We start from the raw sequence: 13,665 nt of genomic DNA on the forward strand, positions 1-13,665 counted from the left end.
GAGGCGAAGGCCTCCGGAGCCCTCACCTCTGCCTTGTAGTTTGAGCGCATGCCTTCCGTACTTGTTGTCGGTTACGACCCGCAGGCGATCCCCGGCGTCGACGCCGCTGCCCTCAACGCCGCTCTCGACGCCGAGCTGGCGCGGTTCGCGGAACACGGCTTCGACGCGGGCTCGGCGCTGCTCGTGTTCGACGAGTCGGCCGAGTCCACCCTCGTCGCGTCGCTGACCGAACGCGCGTGGGACGTGGTGGTCGTGGGCGGCGGGATCCGCAAGGCCGACGAACTGCTGCCTCTCTTCGAGCAGACCGTCGACCTGGTCCGCCGCCACGCGCCCGGGGCCGCCCTCGCGTTCAACTCCGGCATCGGCACCAGCGTGGAGGCGGCCAAGCGCCGGCTCTGAGGCCGCCCCGGTGATGTGCCGACACAGGCCCGACCGGCCGCTCCGGAGCGCGTGACCTCCCTGAATCAGAAGCCGCCGCCGACTCAGGAGCGGCCGTCGACTCAGGAGCCGCTGTGGGCGTCGACGGGCTGCCACACCGCGCGGCCCTCTTCCGTGCGGACCTGGCCGAACACCAGGTGCTCGGCGATCTGGTCGGCAGAGGCGCACGGCACGAGCAAGGCGCAGCTCGCCGCGCTGGCGCCGAAGGTGCGGACCACGACGGGACGGCGAGGAGATTCGCGCTGCGGGAGCGGGCGATTTCTCACCGGGGGTGAGACCAGAGGCCCGCAAATTTCCGCAATGTGGGGCGAGCGTGCCGCCGGTCGGGCGAAATATTCGGAGCTTGGCCGTGCCGTGAAGCTCGTCTCGTGCTACTGTTGATCGTAGTTGCAGTTGTGGTTCCCATAAGACTTCAAGTGCCTTTGGTGGATGCATTTCCACCGGGCACTTTTGTATTTCCGGAGAAGTTTTCCGGACGGGGCAATCAACGTGGCGACGCCGGGGTCCGCACAGTGCGGGTCCCGGGCTTGCCCCGAAGGAGATATTTAGTATGGCTACTGGCACCGTGAAGTGGTTCAACTCGGAAAAGGGCTTCGGCTTCATCGAGCAGGAGGGTGGCGGCCCGGACGTCTTCGCCCACTACTCGAACATCGCCACCCAGGGCTTCCGTGAGCTTCAGGAAGGCCAGAAGGTGAACTTCGATGTCACTCAGGGCCAGAAGGGCCCGCAGGCCGAGAACATCGTTCCTGCCTGACGCTGAAGCGTAAGACGACGCTGGTGCCCGCACCTCACGGTGCGGGCACCAGCGCGTTGCTGTTTACAGAAGATTGTCTTTTTTTCGGCTCGTGCTTGCGATTCGTTCGGTTGAAATTCACCGAGAATTCCTCGATGCGTGCCATATCGAGGAAGGTTCTCCTTGAACCGTTCAGCTCGCACGAATGACCGCTATTCCAACCCCCGCAACAGCGGTGGCCCCCGCGGCGCCGCTCGCACGGGAGGCGGCCCCCGTCCCGGCAACCGCTCCGGCGGTCAGGGACGCCGTCCCGCCGCACCGCAGGGCGAGTTCGCACTGCCGGTCAGCATCACCCCGGGCCTCCCGGCCGTGGAGACCTTCGCCGAACTCGACATGCCCGCCACGCTCCTGAAGACCCTCACCGGTCTCGGTGTGACGGAGCCGTTCCCGATCCAGGCCGCCACGCTGCCGAACGCCCTCGCGGGCCGCGACGTACTGGGCCGTGGCCGCACGGGTTCCGGCAAGACCCTCGCCTTCGGGCTCCCGCTCCTCGTGCGCACCGCCGGTCAGCGCGCCGAGTCGAAGCGGCCCCTCGCCCTGGTCCTTGTCCCCACCCGTGAGCTCGCCCAGCAGGTGACCGAGGCACTCACGCCGTACGCCCGCGCCCTGAAGCTGAAGCTGGCCACGGTGGTCGGCGGCATGTCCATCGGCCGACAGGCCGGTGCGCTGCGGTCCGGCGCCGAGGTGCTCGTCGCGACGCCCGGGCGCCTGAAGGACCTCATAGAGCGCAAGGACTGCCGCCTGGACCGGGTGAGCATCACCGTCCTCGACGAGGCCGACCAGATGGCCGACATGGGCTTCATGCCGCAGGTCACCGAACTGCTCGACCAGGTACGCCCCGACGGGCAGCGGATGCTGTTCTCCGCCACGCTCGACCGTAACGTCGACCTCCTGGTCCGCACCTATCTCCACGACCCGGTGGTCCACTCGGTCGACCCCTCCAAGGGTGCTGTCACCACGATGGAGCACCACGAACTGCATGTGCACGGCGCCGACAAGATGGCGACCGCCACCGAGATCGCGGCGCGCGAGGGCCGGGTGATCATGTTCCTGGACACCAAGCACGCGGTGGACCAGTTCACCAAGCACCTGATGGGCAGCGGCGTCCGCGCCGCCGCGCTGCACGGCGGCAAGTCCCAGCCCCAGCGCACGCGCACCCTCGCCCAGTTCAAGTCCGGCGCGGTGACGGTCCTGGTGGCGACGAACGTCGCGGCCCGCGGCATCCACGTCGACAACCTCGACCTGGTCGTCAACGTAGACCCGCCCATCGACCACAAGGACTACCTCCACCGCGGCGGGCGTACGGCCCGTGCGGGTGAGTCCGGCAGCGTCGTCACCCTGGTAACGCCCAACCAGCGGCGCGACATGAACCGCCTGATGTCCGCCGCCGGGATCCGGCCCACGATCACCCAAGTCCGCTCCGGCGAGGCCGCGTTGAGCCGTATCACCGGCGCCAAGGCCCCCTCCGGGGTGCCGATCGCGGGCAGCGCGCCCAGCACGGAGCGCCCCAAGCGCGGTGGCGCCCCCTTCCGGGGCATGGGCACGCGCCCGGGCCGGCCCGGGCGCTCCGGCGGCGGCTCACGCCGGACGGCCGAATCCCGCGAGATGGCAGAGGCGCGGAAGGCGGCGCGGGTGCGTCGCGCGGCCTGAGTCGTCTGTCTGAGGGTCAGGTACGGCCTGGTCTGTCCGAGCGAGCATGACGCCGCCCCGACAGCCAGGCCGTGACTTTTTCGGGTGATCGATCGAAGTGCGGCGCTGCGGTGTATCCAGTTTCTGTACTCAATGTTCCAAAACTCCGGGTCGCATCTGCATCCTTCATGCCATGTCAATTTGCCTATAGGCTTTAGGTAAGTGCAGAATCGGTTACGCCAAAAAAGGAAGGGAAGGCGATGGCTCGCGCAGGATTGACCGCAGAGCGCCTGGCGCGTGCCGGGGCGGAGCTGGCCGATGAGGTCGGCTTCGAGCAGGTGACCGTCTCGGCGCTCGCCCGGCGGTTCGACGTCAAGGTCGCGAGCTTGTACTCGCACCTCAAGAACTCGCAGGACCTCAAGACGCGAATCGCCCTTCTGTCCCTGGAGGAGCTCGCCGACCGCGGCGCCGCCGCTCTCGCGGGACGGGCCGGAAAGGACGCCCTGACCGCGTTCGCCGACGTCTACCGCGACTACGCCAGGGAGCACCCGGGGCGCTACGCCGCGGCCCAGCTGCGGCTCGACCCGGAGACGGCCGCCGCCAGCGCAGGCGTCCGGCACGCCCAGATGACGCGGGCGATCCTGCGCGGCTACGACCTGACCGAGCCCGACCAGACCCACGCGGTCCGGATGCTGGGCAGCGTCTTCCACGGCTACGTCAGCCTGGAGATGGCGGGGGGCTTCAGCCATAGCGAGCCTGACTCGCAGGAAACGTGGGCACGCGTTCTGGACGCCCTCGACGCGCTGCTCCGGAACTGGCCCGCGTCCTGACCGGGGCACGCGACTCGGTTTCCCGAGGAGCGGGGCAGCGGCGTACCGAGTCCGCCCGAGTGGCGGCGTACCGATCCGGGCCGCGGCGTACCTGCGCGAGCGGGCTTCCCGACAACCAGACCTCTTTGATCAGCAGGCGGAGACATGCACACCGACACAGACGCCACCACCCCCGACGCCGGGCACGGCTGGATCACCACACCCATCACCGCGGACATCCTGCGCGGAGCCCTCGACCTGGAGCAGACCGAGCACGGTGTCCTGCCGCACCGGCTGCCCGCGTGGGCCCGCGCCCAATGGCCCGACGGTCAGCTGGCCATGGCGGAGTCCCAGCCCTCCGGCGTGCGCCTTGTCTTCCGTACCCGGGCCACCGCCATCGAGCTGGACACGCTGCCCACCAAGCGGGAGTATGTCGGCGCCCCGCCCCGCCCGGAGGGCCTGTACGACCTCCTTGTCGACGGTCGTTTGGCCGGTCAGGCGGCCGTGAGCGGCGGCAACACCCTGACCATCGACATGACCGCCGGGACCTTCGAGCGCCGATCCGGCCCGGTCGGCACCCTGCGTTTCACCGAACTGCCCGACGCCGCCAAGGACATCGAGATCTGGCTGCCGCACAACGAGACCACCGAACTTGTCGCCCTGCGCACCGACGCGCCCATCGAGCCCGCGCCGGACTCCGGCCGCAAAGTGTGGCTGCACCACGGCAGTTCGATCAGCCACGGCTCCGACGCCGCGAGCCCCACCCGCATCTGGCCCGCACTCGCCGCTTCCCTCGGCGGTGTGGAGCTGATCAACCTCGGCTTCGGCGGCAGCGCCCTGCTCGACCCGTTCACCGCCCGCGCCATGCGGGACACCCCCGCCGACCTGATCAGCATCAAGATCGGCATCAATGTGGTCAACGCGGACCTGATGCGCCTGCGCGCTTTCGGCCCCGCCGTCCACGGCTTCCTCGACACCATCCGCGAAGGCCACCCCACCACGCCGCTCCTCGTCGTCTCGCCGATCCTGTGCCCGATCCACGAGGACACGCCCGGACCTTCCGCTCCGGACTTCGGCGATCTCGGCTCCGGACGGCTGCAGTTCATCGCCATGGGTGATCCGGCGGAGCGAGCGAGCGGGAAGCTGACGCTGAACATCATCCGCGAGGAGCTGGCCGGGATCGTGGAGCAGCGGGCGGCCGAGGACCCGCACCTCTTCTACCTCGACGGCCGTGAACTGTACGGGGACGCCGACTCCGCCGAGCTGCCGCTGCCCGACCAGATCCATCCGGACGCGGCCACGCACCGCCGTATGGGCGAACGCTTCGCGAAACTGGCCTTCGCGGAAGAGGGCGCCTTCGGGGGCCAAGGCGCCTGAATCGGGCGTCACCCCAGATCCGCGCGTCCCTTCGCGCCCTGGTCAAGCAGCCACCGCACCACCACGTCGTCGGCGTGCTGTGCCCGTGCGGCGTCCAGAGGCGTCAGGTCGTCGTAGCCGACCCAGTTCACGTCCGCCCCGTGCCGCAGCAGAAGTTGAGCGGTGCGCAGTCGCCCTCCGTGGCAGGCACCCCAGAAGGCGCTGGTGATCTCGGACTCGGTGGGGGAGTCCGGGGAGCCCGGCGCGGCGGCGAGGAAGGCCTCGACATGGTCGAGCAGGCCCAGGGTGGCCGCGTCCTGCAGATCCGCGCGGGCCCCGTGCTCAAGGAGCCTGGCGGCCGCCCGCCACTGGCCGAAGCCGCGCGCGTCGGCGAGCGGGGTACCGCCGCCGATGACGGCTCCGGGAGCCTCGATGTCGGCGCCCGCGTCGATGAGGGCGTCGAGGGCGGTGACGTCGTCATTGCTGGCCGCCCAGTGCAGAGGCGTCTCCGTGTGGGCGCCGACGAAGCGGGCGTCGGGGTCGGCGCCTGCCGCGACGAGGGTGGCGATGATCTCCCCGGCACGGGGGTAGTGGCCGGGCCAGTCGGTGGCGATGTGCAGAAGACTCCGCCGGCCCGCGGCGGGGCCGTCCTGGCTGATACTGGCGGTGGCCAGAGCGGGATGGTCTGCCAGGAGCTGACGGAGAGCGCGGAGGTCACCCGTCCGGATCGCCTCTGTCACCGAAATGGCCAGCGGATCACGGGAGTCGAGGATTTCCATGCGGGAGGCCTCCGGCTGTATCGGTCTGGTCCAGACCTATTGACGGCAGGTCTGGACCACTTTACGGTGTGGCGCGTCGCACCACTTACGTCTCCAGGCACCACAGTCCAGGAGGTAAGCGTGTCACCCCGAATCTCCCCCCACACCCTCGCCCCGCGCCGTACCCCGTCCCGTCTTCTGACGGTCGGTCTGGCGATGGCCTTCGCCGTGCCGCTGCTCGTCGGGGCCGCGCCGGGCCGGGCCTCGTCGCAGGACCGCCCGGCTGTCGGCAGGGCCGCACAGGCAACTGCCCCGGCCGCCGAAACGTGCGCGGTCAAGTCCAAGCCCACGGGGAAGGTGCTCCAGGGTTACTGGGAGAACTGGGACGGAGCCGCCAACGGCGTCCACCCGCCGTTCGGTTGGACTCCGATCACCGACACCCGTATCCGGGACCACGGCTACAACGTGATCAACGCGGCGTTCCCCGTCATCCGCTCGGACGGCACCGTCCTGTGGGAGGACGGAATGGACTCGACGGTGAAGGTCGCCACACCGGCCGAGATGTGTCAGGCGAAGGCGAACGGCGCCACGATCCTGATGTCGATCGGCGGCGCCACAGCCGGCATCGACCTCAGCTCGAGCAAGGTCGCCGACCGCTTCGTCGAGACCGTGGTGCCGATCCTGAAGAAGTACAACTTCGACGGCATAGACATCGACATCGAGACCGGCCTCGTGGGCAGCGGCAACATCAACCAGATCTCCGCCTCGCAGGCAAACCTCGTACGCATCATCGACGGCGTCCTCGCGCAGATGCCGGCCAACTTCGGCCTGACGATGGCACCCGAGACGGCGTACGTCACCGGAGGCAGCGTGGCCTACGGCTCGATCTGGGGCGCGTACCTCCCCATCGTCAAGAAGTACGCGGACAACGGCCGCCTGTGGTGGCTGAACATGCAGTACTACAACGGGTCCATGTACGGCTGTTCCGGCGACTCCTACTCCGCGGGCACCGTCCAGGGCTTCGTCGCGCAGACGGACTGCCTCAACAAGGGTCTCGTCATCCAGGGCACCACGATCAAGGTCCCCTACGACAAACAGGTACCGGGCCTCCCCGCACAACCGGGCGCGGGCGGCGGCTACATGTCCCCGAACCTGGTGACCCAGGCATGGAACCACTACAACGGCGCGCTGAAAGGCCTGATGACCTGGTCCATCAACTGGGATGGGTCGAAGGGGTGGACGTTCGGCGACAATGTGAAGCGGCTGCTTTGACGTGGTCTGCCGAACTAGACCTGGATGCAGGCCAGTTGGGTTAGTGACTCGTCGTGTACGCCGAGCCGCCCAGCCTGCCCCCGATGGGCAGACGGACGGACGGGCGGGCCGGAACCCGGGCAGCAGCCGGTCGACCGTGGATCAGGTGCAGGCGGCCCCGTTGAGCGTGAAGGCCGTGGGGGCGGGGTTGGTCCCGCTGTACGTCCCCTGGACTCCGAAGCTCGCCGTCGCACCGGGTTCGATGGTCCGATTCCAGTCGGCGTTGCGGGCGACGACGGTGGTGCCCTCCTGGGTGACGGTCGCGTTCCAGGCATTCGTGACGCGCTGACCAGCCGGGTAGGTCCAGTTCAGCTTCCAGCCGGCCACGGATGTCGGGCCAGTGTTCTTGACGGTGACCGTCGCGGTGAAGCCCGTGCTCCAGACGCTGTCGCCCTTGTACGTCACCGCGCAGGCAGCGGTGGGCGGCTCGCCGGTGTCGTCGGTCCGCTCGGCGGCATAGGCGGCGAGCCAAGCCAGCGGGGCGTTCCAGTTGATGGCCACCTCGTTGGTGGAGTAGGAGCCGATGTCGTCGATGTAGCAGGCGGCGGGTGCGCAGCCCGCCAGTTTCTCCTCCGCCACCGGGTCCTGGAGCCCGCTGTTGGGGCCGCCCGCCAGGGAGCCCGCCGGAGGATTGGGCAGCGAGGCATCCAACTGGTGTGCCCAGAAGCGGTGGTGTTGATTGCGCGAGGACGTCGTGCCGTAGCCGGATACGTAGGACTGTGCGATGGCGTTGCGGCCGAGCAGGTAGTCCATCGTCTCCAGGGCGCCGGTGCGGTAGCGCTTGTCGCCCGTCAGCTCTCCGGCGACGGCCAGGACGATCGCGTCGCCCGCGACCGCACCGTTGGAGCCCCAGAAGTAGCCGTCCGCCGGGGCGGGCACAGGGTAGCCCTGGGCGGCCGCACGGGACAGGTAGCCGTCGGCGGCCGTCGCAACCGAGGCCCGGACCCGGTCCCGGTCGGCGGCGGGAAGGTCGTTGGGGACGGTGGCGAGGGTGAGCCGGCCGAGCGCGGCCGTATCCGCCCAGCCGAAGCCGTAGTCGGAGAAGGCGGTCGGGGAAGTGTGCAAGGACGAGTCGGTGACCGCTTCCCGGTAGCCGTCGTCGCCGGTCGTGGCGTACAGCTCGGCCGCCGCCCAGTAGAACTCGTCGGTGACCTTGGTGTCGCCGTAGGCGCCGCCGCCCGTGCTGTCCGAATCCGGCGCGTACACGTCCGGGTTGGCCCGGGCCGCCGTCCAGGCCCGGCGGGCGGCCGACAGGCAGCGATCGGCGAACGCGGCGTCATAGGGCCGGAAGACGCGGGCGCACTGCGCCGCGGACGCCGCGAGGTTGAGGGTCGCCGCCGTGGACGGACGGTGCAGTTCGCGTGGCTGGGCGTCCTGCTCGGGGCGCATCGGCATGCCGGTCCACTCCGCGTCATGGACCTTGTGGAACGCCATCCCCGCGTACGGCTTGGTCTCGGGCACCTGCATCCGCATCAGGAAATCGAGCTCCCAGCGCGCCTCGTCCAGGACGTCGGGTACGCCGTTGTCGCGCTCGGGGATCCGCAGGGTCGAGTCGCCCAGAGGCGCGTCCTTGCCCGCCCTCTTGGCCCGCTCGAAGGAGTTGACCACCAGCCAGGTGGAAATGCCGCCGTTCACCACGTACTTGCCGTGGTCGCCCGCGTCGTACCAGCCGCCCCTGACGTCCCGGGTGTAGTCGCACACGGTGGCCTGGCACGGAACGGAGGTGTCGCCCTTGTTGGGCGCGACTCCGAGGTGTCCGGCCGGGCGCGAGTAGTTGGAGCCCACCAGCGAGGCGTCGATGGGAGTGCCGCTGCGCTGGTGGTAGAAGAACGCCATCGCGTCGGAGCGCAGATCGTCGTACAGGGTCGCTCGGATATCGAAAGGCACGCTGCCGCTGCCGTCCACCGCCAGGACGTAATCCGATCCGGTCCCCTGGTACGAGGAGAAATCGGCCACCTGAAGGGACTGCCCGGAGGGGGCGTCCGCGCCGCGCGGGACGGTGGCACCGGAGGCGACCACCTTCCCTGACTCATCACGCAACTGCCAGGTGAGCGACTGCGTCGCCGTGGTGACCACGGTGGCGCGCTTGGGGCCGTCCGGCAGGTACCCGGCCTGGTTGACTCGTACGGCCGAGGTCGCCGCCGCCGGGGAGGGGACGGCTGTCGCGATGGGCGCGGCCAGGAGGCCGCCGACGAGGAGCGAACTCGTCAGCAGGGTGGCGGCGAGGCGTCTGGGGCGGCGTAACGAAGGGGTGGGGGGCATGAGCGGCTCCTGTGTCGGTGGTCGTCGGCAGAGGGAGTGGGAGCGCTCCCACTCGAAATACCGAACACCGGTGGTCGGCGTGTCGGGGATTCGAGGCGGACAGTAATGACGCGTGGGGTCGGCGTCAACAGGCGTGTGTTTGTGCGGGAGTTGAGGACGCGGGGGTCAGGGTCGGGCACTGCTCGTCCAACTCCACTGCCCGGACTCAGCGCCCCACCGCCACCTCCCGGTCGATGCGGGAGAGCTTCTCGGGGTTTCGCACGGCGTAGAGGCCCGTGATGAGGCCGGACTCCAGGCGGACCGCCAGGACCGTGTTGACCTTGCCGTCCGTGCTCAGGAGCAGCGCCGGGTAGCCGTTGATCTGGGCCGGTCGCATGGTGGCGGAGGCGAGCCTGCCGAGTACGTCGGCGACCTTCTCGGCGCCCACGATCGGCTCCAGCGCGGCCTGTACGATTCCGCCGCCGTCCGTCAGCAGGACGACGTCCGGGGCGATCGTGTCGAGCAGGCTCTGCAAGTCGCCAGTCTGCACTGCCTGTTGGAAGGCCGTGAGCGCGCTGCGGGACTGATCCGGCGAGACGACCTCGCGCGGGCGCCGCGCCGCGACGTGGGCCCGTGCGCGGTGCGCGATCTGCCGGACCGCGGCGGGCGTCTTGTCGACGGCCTGCGCGATCTCGTCGTATCCGAGATCGAAGACCTCGCGCAGCACGAACACGGCCCGCTCGGTCGGTGCGAGCGTTTCCAGGACGAGCAGCATCGCCATGGAGACGCTGTCGGCCAGTTCGATGTCCTCGGCGACATCGGGCGCGGTGAGCAGGGGTTCGGGGAGCCAGGGGCCGACGTAGGACTCCTTGCGGCGGCGCAGCGTACGCAGCCGGGTCAGCGCCTGGCGCGTGGTGATGCGCACGAGGAAGGCGCGCGGGTCCCGAACCGTGTCCTGATCCACGTCCGCCCAGCGCAGCCAGGTCTCCTGAAGCACGTCCTCCGCGTCGGACGCCGAGCCGAGCATCTCGTAGGCGACCGTGAAAAGCAGGTTGCGATGGGCGATGAAAGTGCTGGTGGCGGGGTCCGTGCCCGCGGTGCGAGGGCTGTGCGCGGCCCCATCGGTCGGTTGCTCGGTGCGCTCGTCCATCGTCGGCTCCTGTCCGTCGCGCCTCATCTACGTATCACGCACAAGTCGCCGCTCCCTGCCCTCTTGTGACACCCGCGCCCGGTGGCGTGCGTCACATCGGCGTGCTGTCACAGGGGCGCGGCGCCCGGCGACTTATGGGCATCGAGACGCTGCACGGACGAGCCGCGCGGCACACGATTCCATTAGTGAGGACGTTGTCATGGAACCCCGTATGAACCTGTTCGCGAACGAGACCGGCGCGAAGATCGGCAAGCGGATCTACGCCGTCAGCCAGGTGATCCAGGAGTCGCCGCTGCCCAAGCCCACGCAGGAGCTGGTGCAGTTGCGTGCGAGCCAGATCAACGGCTGCGGCTTCTGCGTCGACATCCACGGGAAGGACGCCGCGGCCGCGGGTGAGACCGCGGCCCGCCTGAACCTGGTTGCCGCCTGGCGCCACTCCACCGTGTTCACCGAGGCCGAGCGGGCCGCCCTGGCCCTTGCCGAGGAAGGCACCCGCATCATCGACGGCTATCAGGGTGTTTCCGACGAGACATGGGACCGGGTCCGCAAGCACTACGACGACGACCAGGTCATCGCTCTGGTCTCCCTGATCGCCATGATCAACGCGACCAACCGGCTCGGCGTGATCCTCGGCAACCGGGGCGGCGCCTACGAGCCCGGCAACCTCGCCACCGTCGCCGGCTGATCACCTCCGCAGGACGCCACCGGCGTGCCTCACCCGGCGGCCAGCTCTCCGAGCAGTTTCCAGGTCCTGCGCCGGTCCGCCTCGCCGCCGAGTTCCGTCGCCGTGAACACCACCTCGGTCGCCCCGGCTTCTCGATAGCGGTGGACCTCGGCGGCGACCGTCTCCTCGTCGCCGATCACGGCCAGGTCGGCGGCGCGGGTGGCGCCGGAGAGGCCGATGACGCGCTGATAGGAGGGGAACTGCTCGTAGAACGCGAGAGCCTCTGTCGCGCTCTCCCGTACCTTCTCGGCGTCGGCGGTGACGACGCCGGGCACGAAGGCCACGATCCGGGGCGCGGGGCGGCCCGCCGCTTCGGCCGCGGCGGAGACGGCCGGGACGATGTGCTCGGCGAGCGCGCGGGGGCCGGCCAGCAACGGCAGGATGCCGTCGGCGAGTTCACCCGAAACCCGCAGGGCCTGCGGGGCCATGGCCGCCACCAGGAGCGGCACCGGCGGCTCGGCGCCCGGCACCCGCGCCGGCATGGGTGTGGTGGCGGTGAGCAGCTCGCCGTGGAAGTCGGAACTGCCTGTTTCGAGAAGGGGGCGCAGAGCGGTGAGGAATTCGCGGAGCCGTCCGACGGGACGCTCGTGCGGGATGCCGAAGGCCGCTTCGGTCAGCTTCTTCGTGCCGAGGGCGAGGCCCAGATGGTAGCGGCCGCCGGTCGCGGCCTGAGCCGTCTGGGCCTGGCTGGAGACAAGAAGGGGGTGCCGGCCGAAGACCGGGATCGCCGAGGTGCCGACATGCAGTCCCGGTACCTCCCGGCCGACGATCGCGGCGAGCGTGGGGGAGTCGTACGAAAAGGTCTGGCCGAACCACGCGGAGCGCAGGCCGGCCTCGTGAGCCTCCCGCGCGAGTTGCACCGTACTGTCGACTCGGTCCTGAAGTGAAAGCGCTACTCCGATGGTCATAGTCACGGCAACCGCCGGTCGCGCGACCGCCATTCCGGCTCATGTATGACAAGTGCATGGCGGCTTTGTAACGGCTGTCGGTAACGGCTGGCGGCAATCGGCCCCGGCGGCTGCCTGGTGCGACGTGGCTCAAACCAGTTCGGGTTGCGGCTCCGGGCGTATCGACGGCGCGGATTTCGGGTCCCATTGTTTCGTGGTTCGTGCGTAGCCGTAGATCACCGAGGCTGTCGCCAGAAGCAGGAGGGGGCCGAAAAGCGCGGGGTGCTTGGCCATTTCCATGGGGAGAAAGCGGTACGACACCAAAAGCGCGGCGAAGACCGTTGTGCCGTGGGCGACCAGCTGGACGCCCTGCCGATCCCAGCCGCGGTCGAATGCGCGCAGGCCCGCCTCGACGGTGAGCGTGAACACCACGCCGGCGAGGAGATCCACGCCGTAGTGGTAGCCGAAGCCCAGCGTCGCGCTGAGCGTGGCGACGAGCCAGAACGTACCGGCGTACCGCAGCAGGCGCGGACCCTTGCGGGAGTGGATGAAGATCGCGGTGGCCCACGCCGTGTGCAGGCTGGGCATGCAGTTGCGCGGGGTGAGTCCGTCGTACGGCACCGGGTGCGGGGCGGTGATCGGCAGTGGTGTGTGCGGCCACAGGTTGGCCACCGACCACTCCACGCCGCCGGTGCCGGAGGTGCCGGGGCCGTAGGCGAAGATCGGCCCGACCACCGGGAAGATCATGTAGACGGCCGGCCCGAGGAGACCGATCACCAGGAACGTGCGCACCAGGTGGTGGCGGGGAAAACGGCCCTCGGCCGCCACGTTGCGCAGTTGGTAGAAGGCGACGACGATCGCGGCCACCGCGAGTTGGGCGTAGACCAGGTCGAGGACGTGGGTGGTGACCGGGCCGGTGGCCTCGAGCAGCCGGCCTGCCAGCCAGGACGGGTTGCCCAGGGCGTGATCGGCCATCGCCACGTACGGGTCGAGCACGGTCGGGCGGGTTTTCGCCGTGATGAGGAGCCAGGTGTCACCGGTCTTGCGCCCGGCGACGAGGAGCAGGCCAAGGCCGACGCCCTTCAGGAGCAGGACACGGTCCTGTCCGGTGCGGCGCGTGAGCGCGATGACCGCGCAGCCCAGCATCACCCACAGAGCGCCGTTGCCGAAGAACTGTCCCTCGGGCACATCGGCGTCGATCGCCAACCGCACCAGCACGAAGACGACGTCGATGGCTATCGCGGAACCGGCCGCGATGAACCGTTGCCGCCAGGTGAGCACCACCATCATCAGCGCCAGACCGCCGTACAGCGGGCCCGGCTTGGGAGGGAACAGCACCTCCCGCGCTTGATTGGTGATCGGGCCGGGCACGCCGCCGTAGTGGCGCGCGGCTATTTCCAGCGCGACGAGGAATCCGAGGGCCACCACGCACGCCGCGGCCCACAGGATCACCCGCGGTCGGCGCCAGGCGGTGGACTTGATCGTGCGGTCTATTCGTGAAGACACCCGCGAAGCTTTAGATATCAATGAGTTGCCCGAGCCGATTTGGTAGTTGGTAGCTGCTATTCG

Annotated in this window: 13 protein-coding genes; 7 read left to right on the forward strand and 6 right to left on the reverse strand. The window is 69.4% G+C overall.

Annotated features, from left to right (window positions below; genetic code table 11):
* The first annotated feature begins 48 nt into the window (after positions 1-48).
* Positions 49-399, forward strand: a complete 351-nt coding sequence (locus IE226_RS01045; RefSeq protein ID WP_190078993.1) for a hypothetical protein — start codon at positions 49-51, stop codon at positions 397-399.
* 101 nt (positions 400-500) lie between these two features.
* Here IE226_RS01045 and IE226_RS01050 read toward each other — a convergent pair whose 3' ends face one another.
* On the reverse strand, positions 501-656 hold the full coding sequence (locus IE226_RS01050) for a hypothetical protein (RefSeq protein ID WP_190078994.1): 156 nt from the start codon (positions 654-656) through the stop codon (positions 501-503).
* 332 nt (positions 657-988) lie between these two features.
* Here IE226_RS01050 and IE226_RS01055 point away from each other — a divergent pair, with 332 nt between their 5' ends.
* From IE226_RS01055 to IE226_RS01070, 4 genes are all read left to right on the forward strand, one after another.
* Positions 989-1,192 (forward strand): cold-shock protein, encoded by a 204-nt coding sequence (locus tag IE226_RS01055; RefSeq protein WP_100598391.1) that lies wholly within the window; start codon positions 989-991, stop codon positions 1,190-1,192.
* A 162-nt stretch (positions 1,193-1,354) separates the two neighbouring features.
* Positions 1,355-2,881 (forward strand): DEAD/DEAH box helicase, encoded by a 1,527-nt coding sequence (locus tag IE226_RS01060; protein ID WP_190078995.1) that lies wholly within the window; start codon positions 1,355-1,357, stop codon positions 2,879-2,881.
* 239 nt (positions 2,882-3,120) lie between these two features.
* On the forward strand, positions 3,121-3,690 hold the full coding sequence (locus IE226_RS01065) for a TetR/AcrR family transcriptional regulator (RefSeq protein ID WP_190078996.1): 570 nt from the start codon (positions 3,121-3,123) through the stop codon (positions 3,688-3,690).
* Between the two features lie 144 nt (positions 3,691-3,834).
* Complete coding sequence (locus IE226_RS01070; RefSeq protein ID WP_190078997.1) at positions 3,835-5,046, forward strand: GDSL-type esterase/lipase family protein; 1,212 nt, start codon at positions 3,835-3,837, stop codon at positions 5,044-5,046.
* Between the two features lie 8 nt (positions 5,047-5,054).
* Here the strand turns inward: IE226_RS01070 and IE226_RS01075 are convergent, their stop codons facing one another.
* Positions 5,055-5,804 (reverse strand): ankyrin repeat domain-containing protein, encoded by a 750-nt coding sequence (locus tag IE226_RS01075; protein WP_190078998.1) that lies wholly within the window; start codon positions 5,802-5,804, stop codon positions 5,055-5,057.
* A 195-nt stretch (positions 5,805-5,999) separates the two neighbouring features.
* Between IE226_RS01075 and IE226_RS01080 the strand changes: the two genes are divergently transcribed.
* A complete protein-coding gene (locus tag IE226_RS01080; protein WP_190079527.1) occupies positions 6,000-7,055 on the forward strand; it encodes a chitinase in 1,056 nt (351 codons plus the stop codon).
* Between the two features lie 141 nt (positions 7,056-7,196).
* On the opposite strand, the gene IE226_RS01085 is transcribed toward IE226_RS01080, so the two are convergent.
* A complete protein-coding gene (locus IE226_RS01085; RefSeq protein ID WP_190078999.1) occupies positions 7,197-9,356 on the reverse strand; it encodes a glycoside hydrolase family 9 protein in 2,160 nt (719 codons plus the stop codon).
* Positions 9,357-9,561: 205 nt separating this feature from the next.
* The gene (locus IE226_RS01090) at positions 9,562-10,485 is read right to left on the reverse strand and encodes an RNA polymerase sigma-70 factor (RefSeq protein WP_190079000.1); all 924 of its coding nucleotides are present in this window, start codon (positions 10,483-10,485) and stop codon (positions 9,562-9,564) included.
* A gap of 199 nt (positions 10,486-10,684) precedes the next feature.
* Between IE226_RS01090 and IE226_RS01095 the strand changes: the two genes are divergently transcribed.
* Positions 10,685-11,170 (forward strand): carboxymuconolactone decarboxylase family protein, encoded by a 486-nt coding sequence (locus tag IE226_RS01095; protein ID WP_190079001.1) that lies wholly within the window; start codon positions 10,685-10,687, stop codon positions 11,168-11,170.
* A 29-nt stretch (positions 11,171-11,199) separates the two neighbouring features.
* On the opposite strand, the gene IE226_RS01100 is transcribed toward IE226_RS01095, so the two are convergent.
* The gene (locus IE226_RS01100) at positions 11,200-12,117 is read right to left on the reverse strand and encodes an LLM class F420-dependent oxidoreductase (RefSeq protein ID WP_190079002.1); all 918 of its coding nucleotides are present in this window, start codon (positions 12,115-12,117) and stop codon (positions 11,200-11,202) included.
* 129 nt (positions 12,118-12,246) lie between these two features.
* Positions 12,247-13,578 carry a phosphatase PAP2 family protein gene (locus tag IE226_RS01105; protein ID WP_373306861.1) on the reverse strand — a complete coding sequence of 444 codons (1,332 nt, stop codon included), beginning with the start codon at positions 13,576-13,578 and terminating at the stop codon, positions 12,247-12,249.
* Positions 13,579-13,665 lie beyond the last annotated feature (87 nt).

This window comes from Streptomyces longisporoflavus (assembly GCF_014649775.1).
In the GTDB taxonomy this organism is placed as follows: Bacteria; Actinomycetota; Actinomycetes; order Streptomycetales; family Streptomycetaceae; genus Streptomyces; species Streptomyces longisporoflavus.

What these genes read in the sequence shown, in the direction of transcription:
- IE226_RS01045 (WP_190078993.1), top strand. Translation starts at nt 49, where the DNA reads ATGCCTTCCGTACTTGTTGTCGGTTACGACCCGCAGGCGATCCCCGGC.
- IE226_RS01055 (WP_100598391.1), top strand. Translation starts at nt 989, where the DNA reads ATGGCTACTGGCACCGTGAAGTGGTTCAACTCGGAAAAGGGCTTCGGC.
- IE226_RS01065 (WP_190078996.1), top strand. Translation starts at nt 3,121, where the DNA reads ATGGCTCGCGCAGGATTGACCGCAGAGCGCCTGGCGCGTGCCGGGGCG.
- IE226_RS01070 (WP_190078997.1), top strand. Translation starts at nt 3,835, where the DNA reads ATGCACACCGACACAGACGCCACCACCCCCGACGCCGGGCACGGCTGG.
- IE226_RS01075 (WP_190078998.1), bottom strand. Translation starts at nt 5,804, where the DNA reads ATGGAAATCCTCGACTCCCGTGATCCGCTGGCCATTTCGGTGACAGAG.
- IE226_RS01080 (WP_190079527.1), top strand. Translation starts at nt 6,000, where the DNA reads ATGGCCTTCGCCGTGCCGCTGCTCGTCGGGGCCGCGCCGGGCCGGGCC.
- IE226_RS01085 (WP_190078999.1), bottom strand. Translation starts at nt 9,356, where the DNA reads ATGCCCCCCACCCCTTCGTTACGCCGCCCCAGACGCCTCGCCGCCACC.
- IE226_RS01090 (WP_190079000.1), bottom strand. Translation starts at nt 10,485, where the DNA reads ATGGACGAGCGCACCGAGCAACCGACCGATGGGGCCGCGCACAGCCCT.
- IE226_RS01095 (WP_190079001.1), top strand. Translation starts at nt 10,685, where the DNA reads ATGGAACCCCGTATGAACCTGTTCGCGAACGAGACCGGCGCGAAGATC.
- IE226_RS01100 (WP_190079002.1), bottom strand. Translation starts at nt 12,117, where the DNA reads ATGACCATCGGAGTAGCGCTTTCACTTCAGGACCGAGTCGACAGTACG.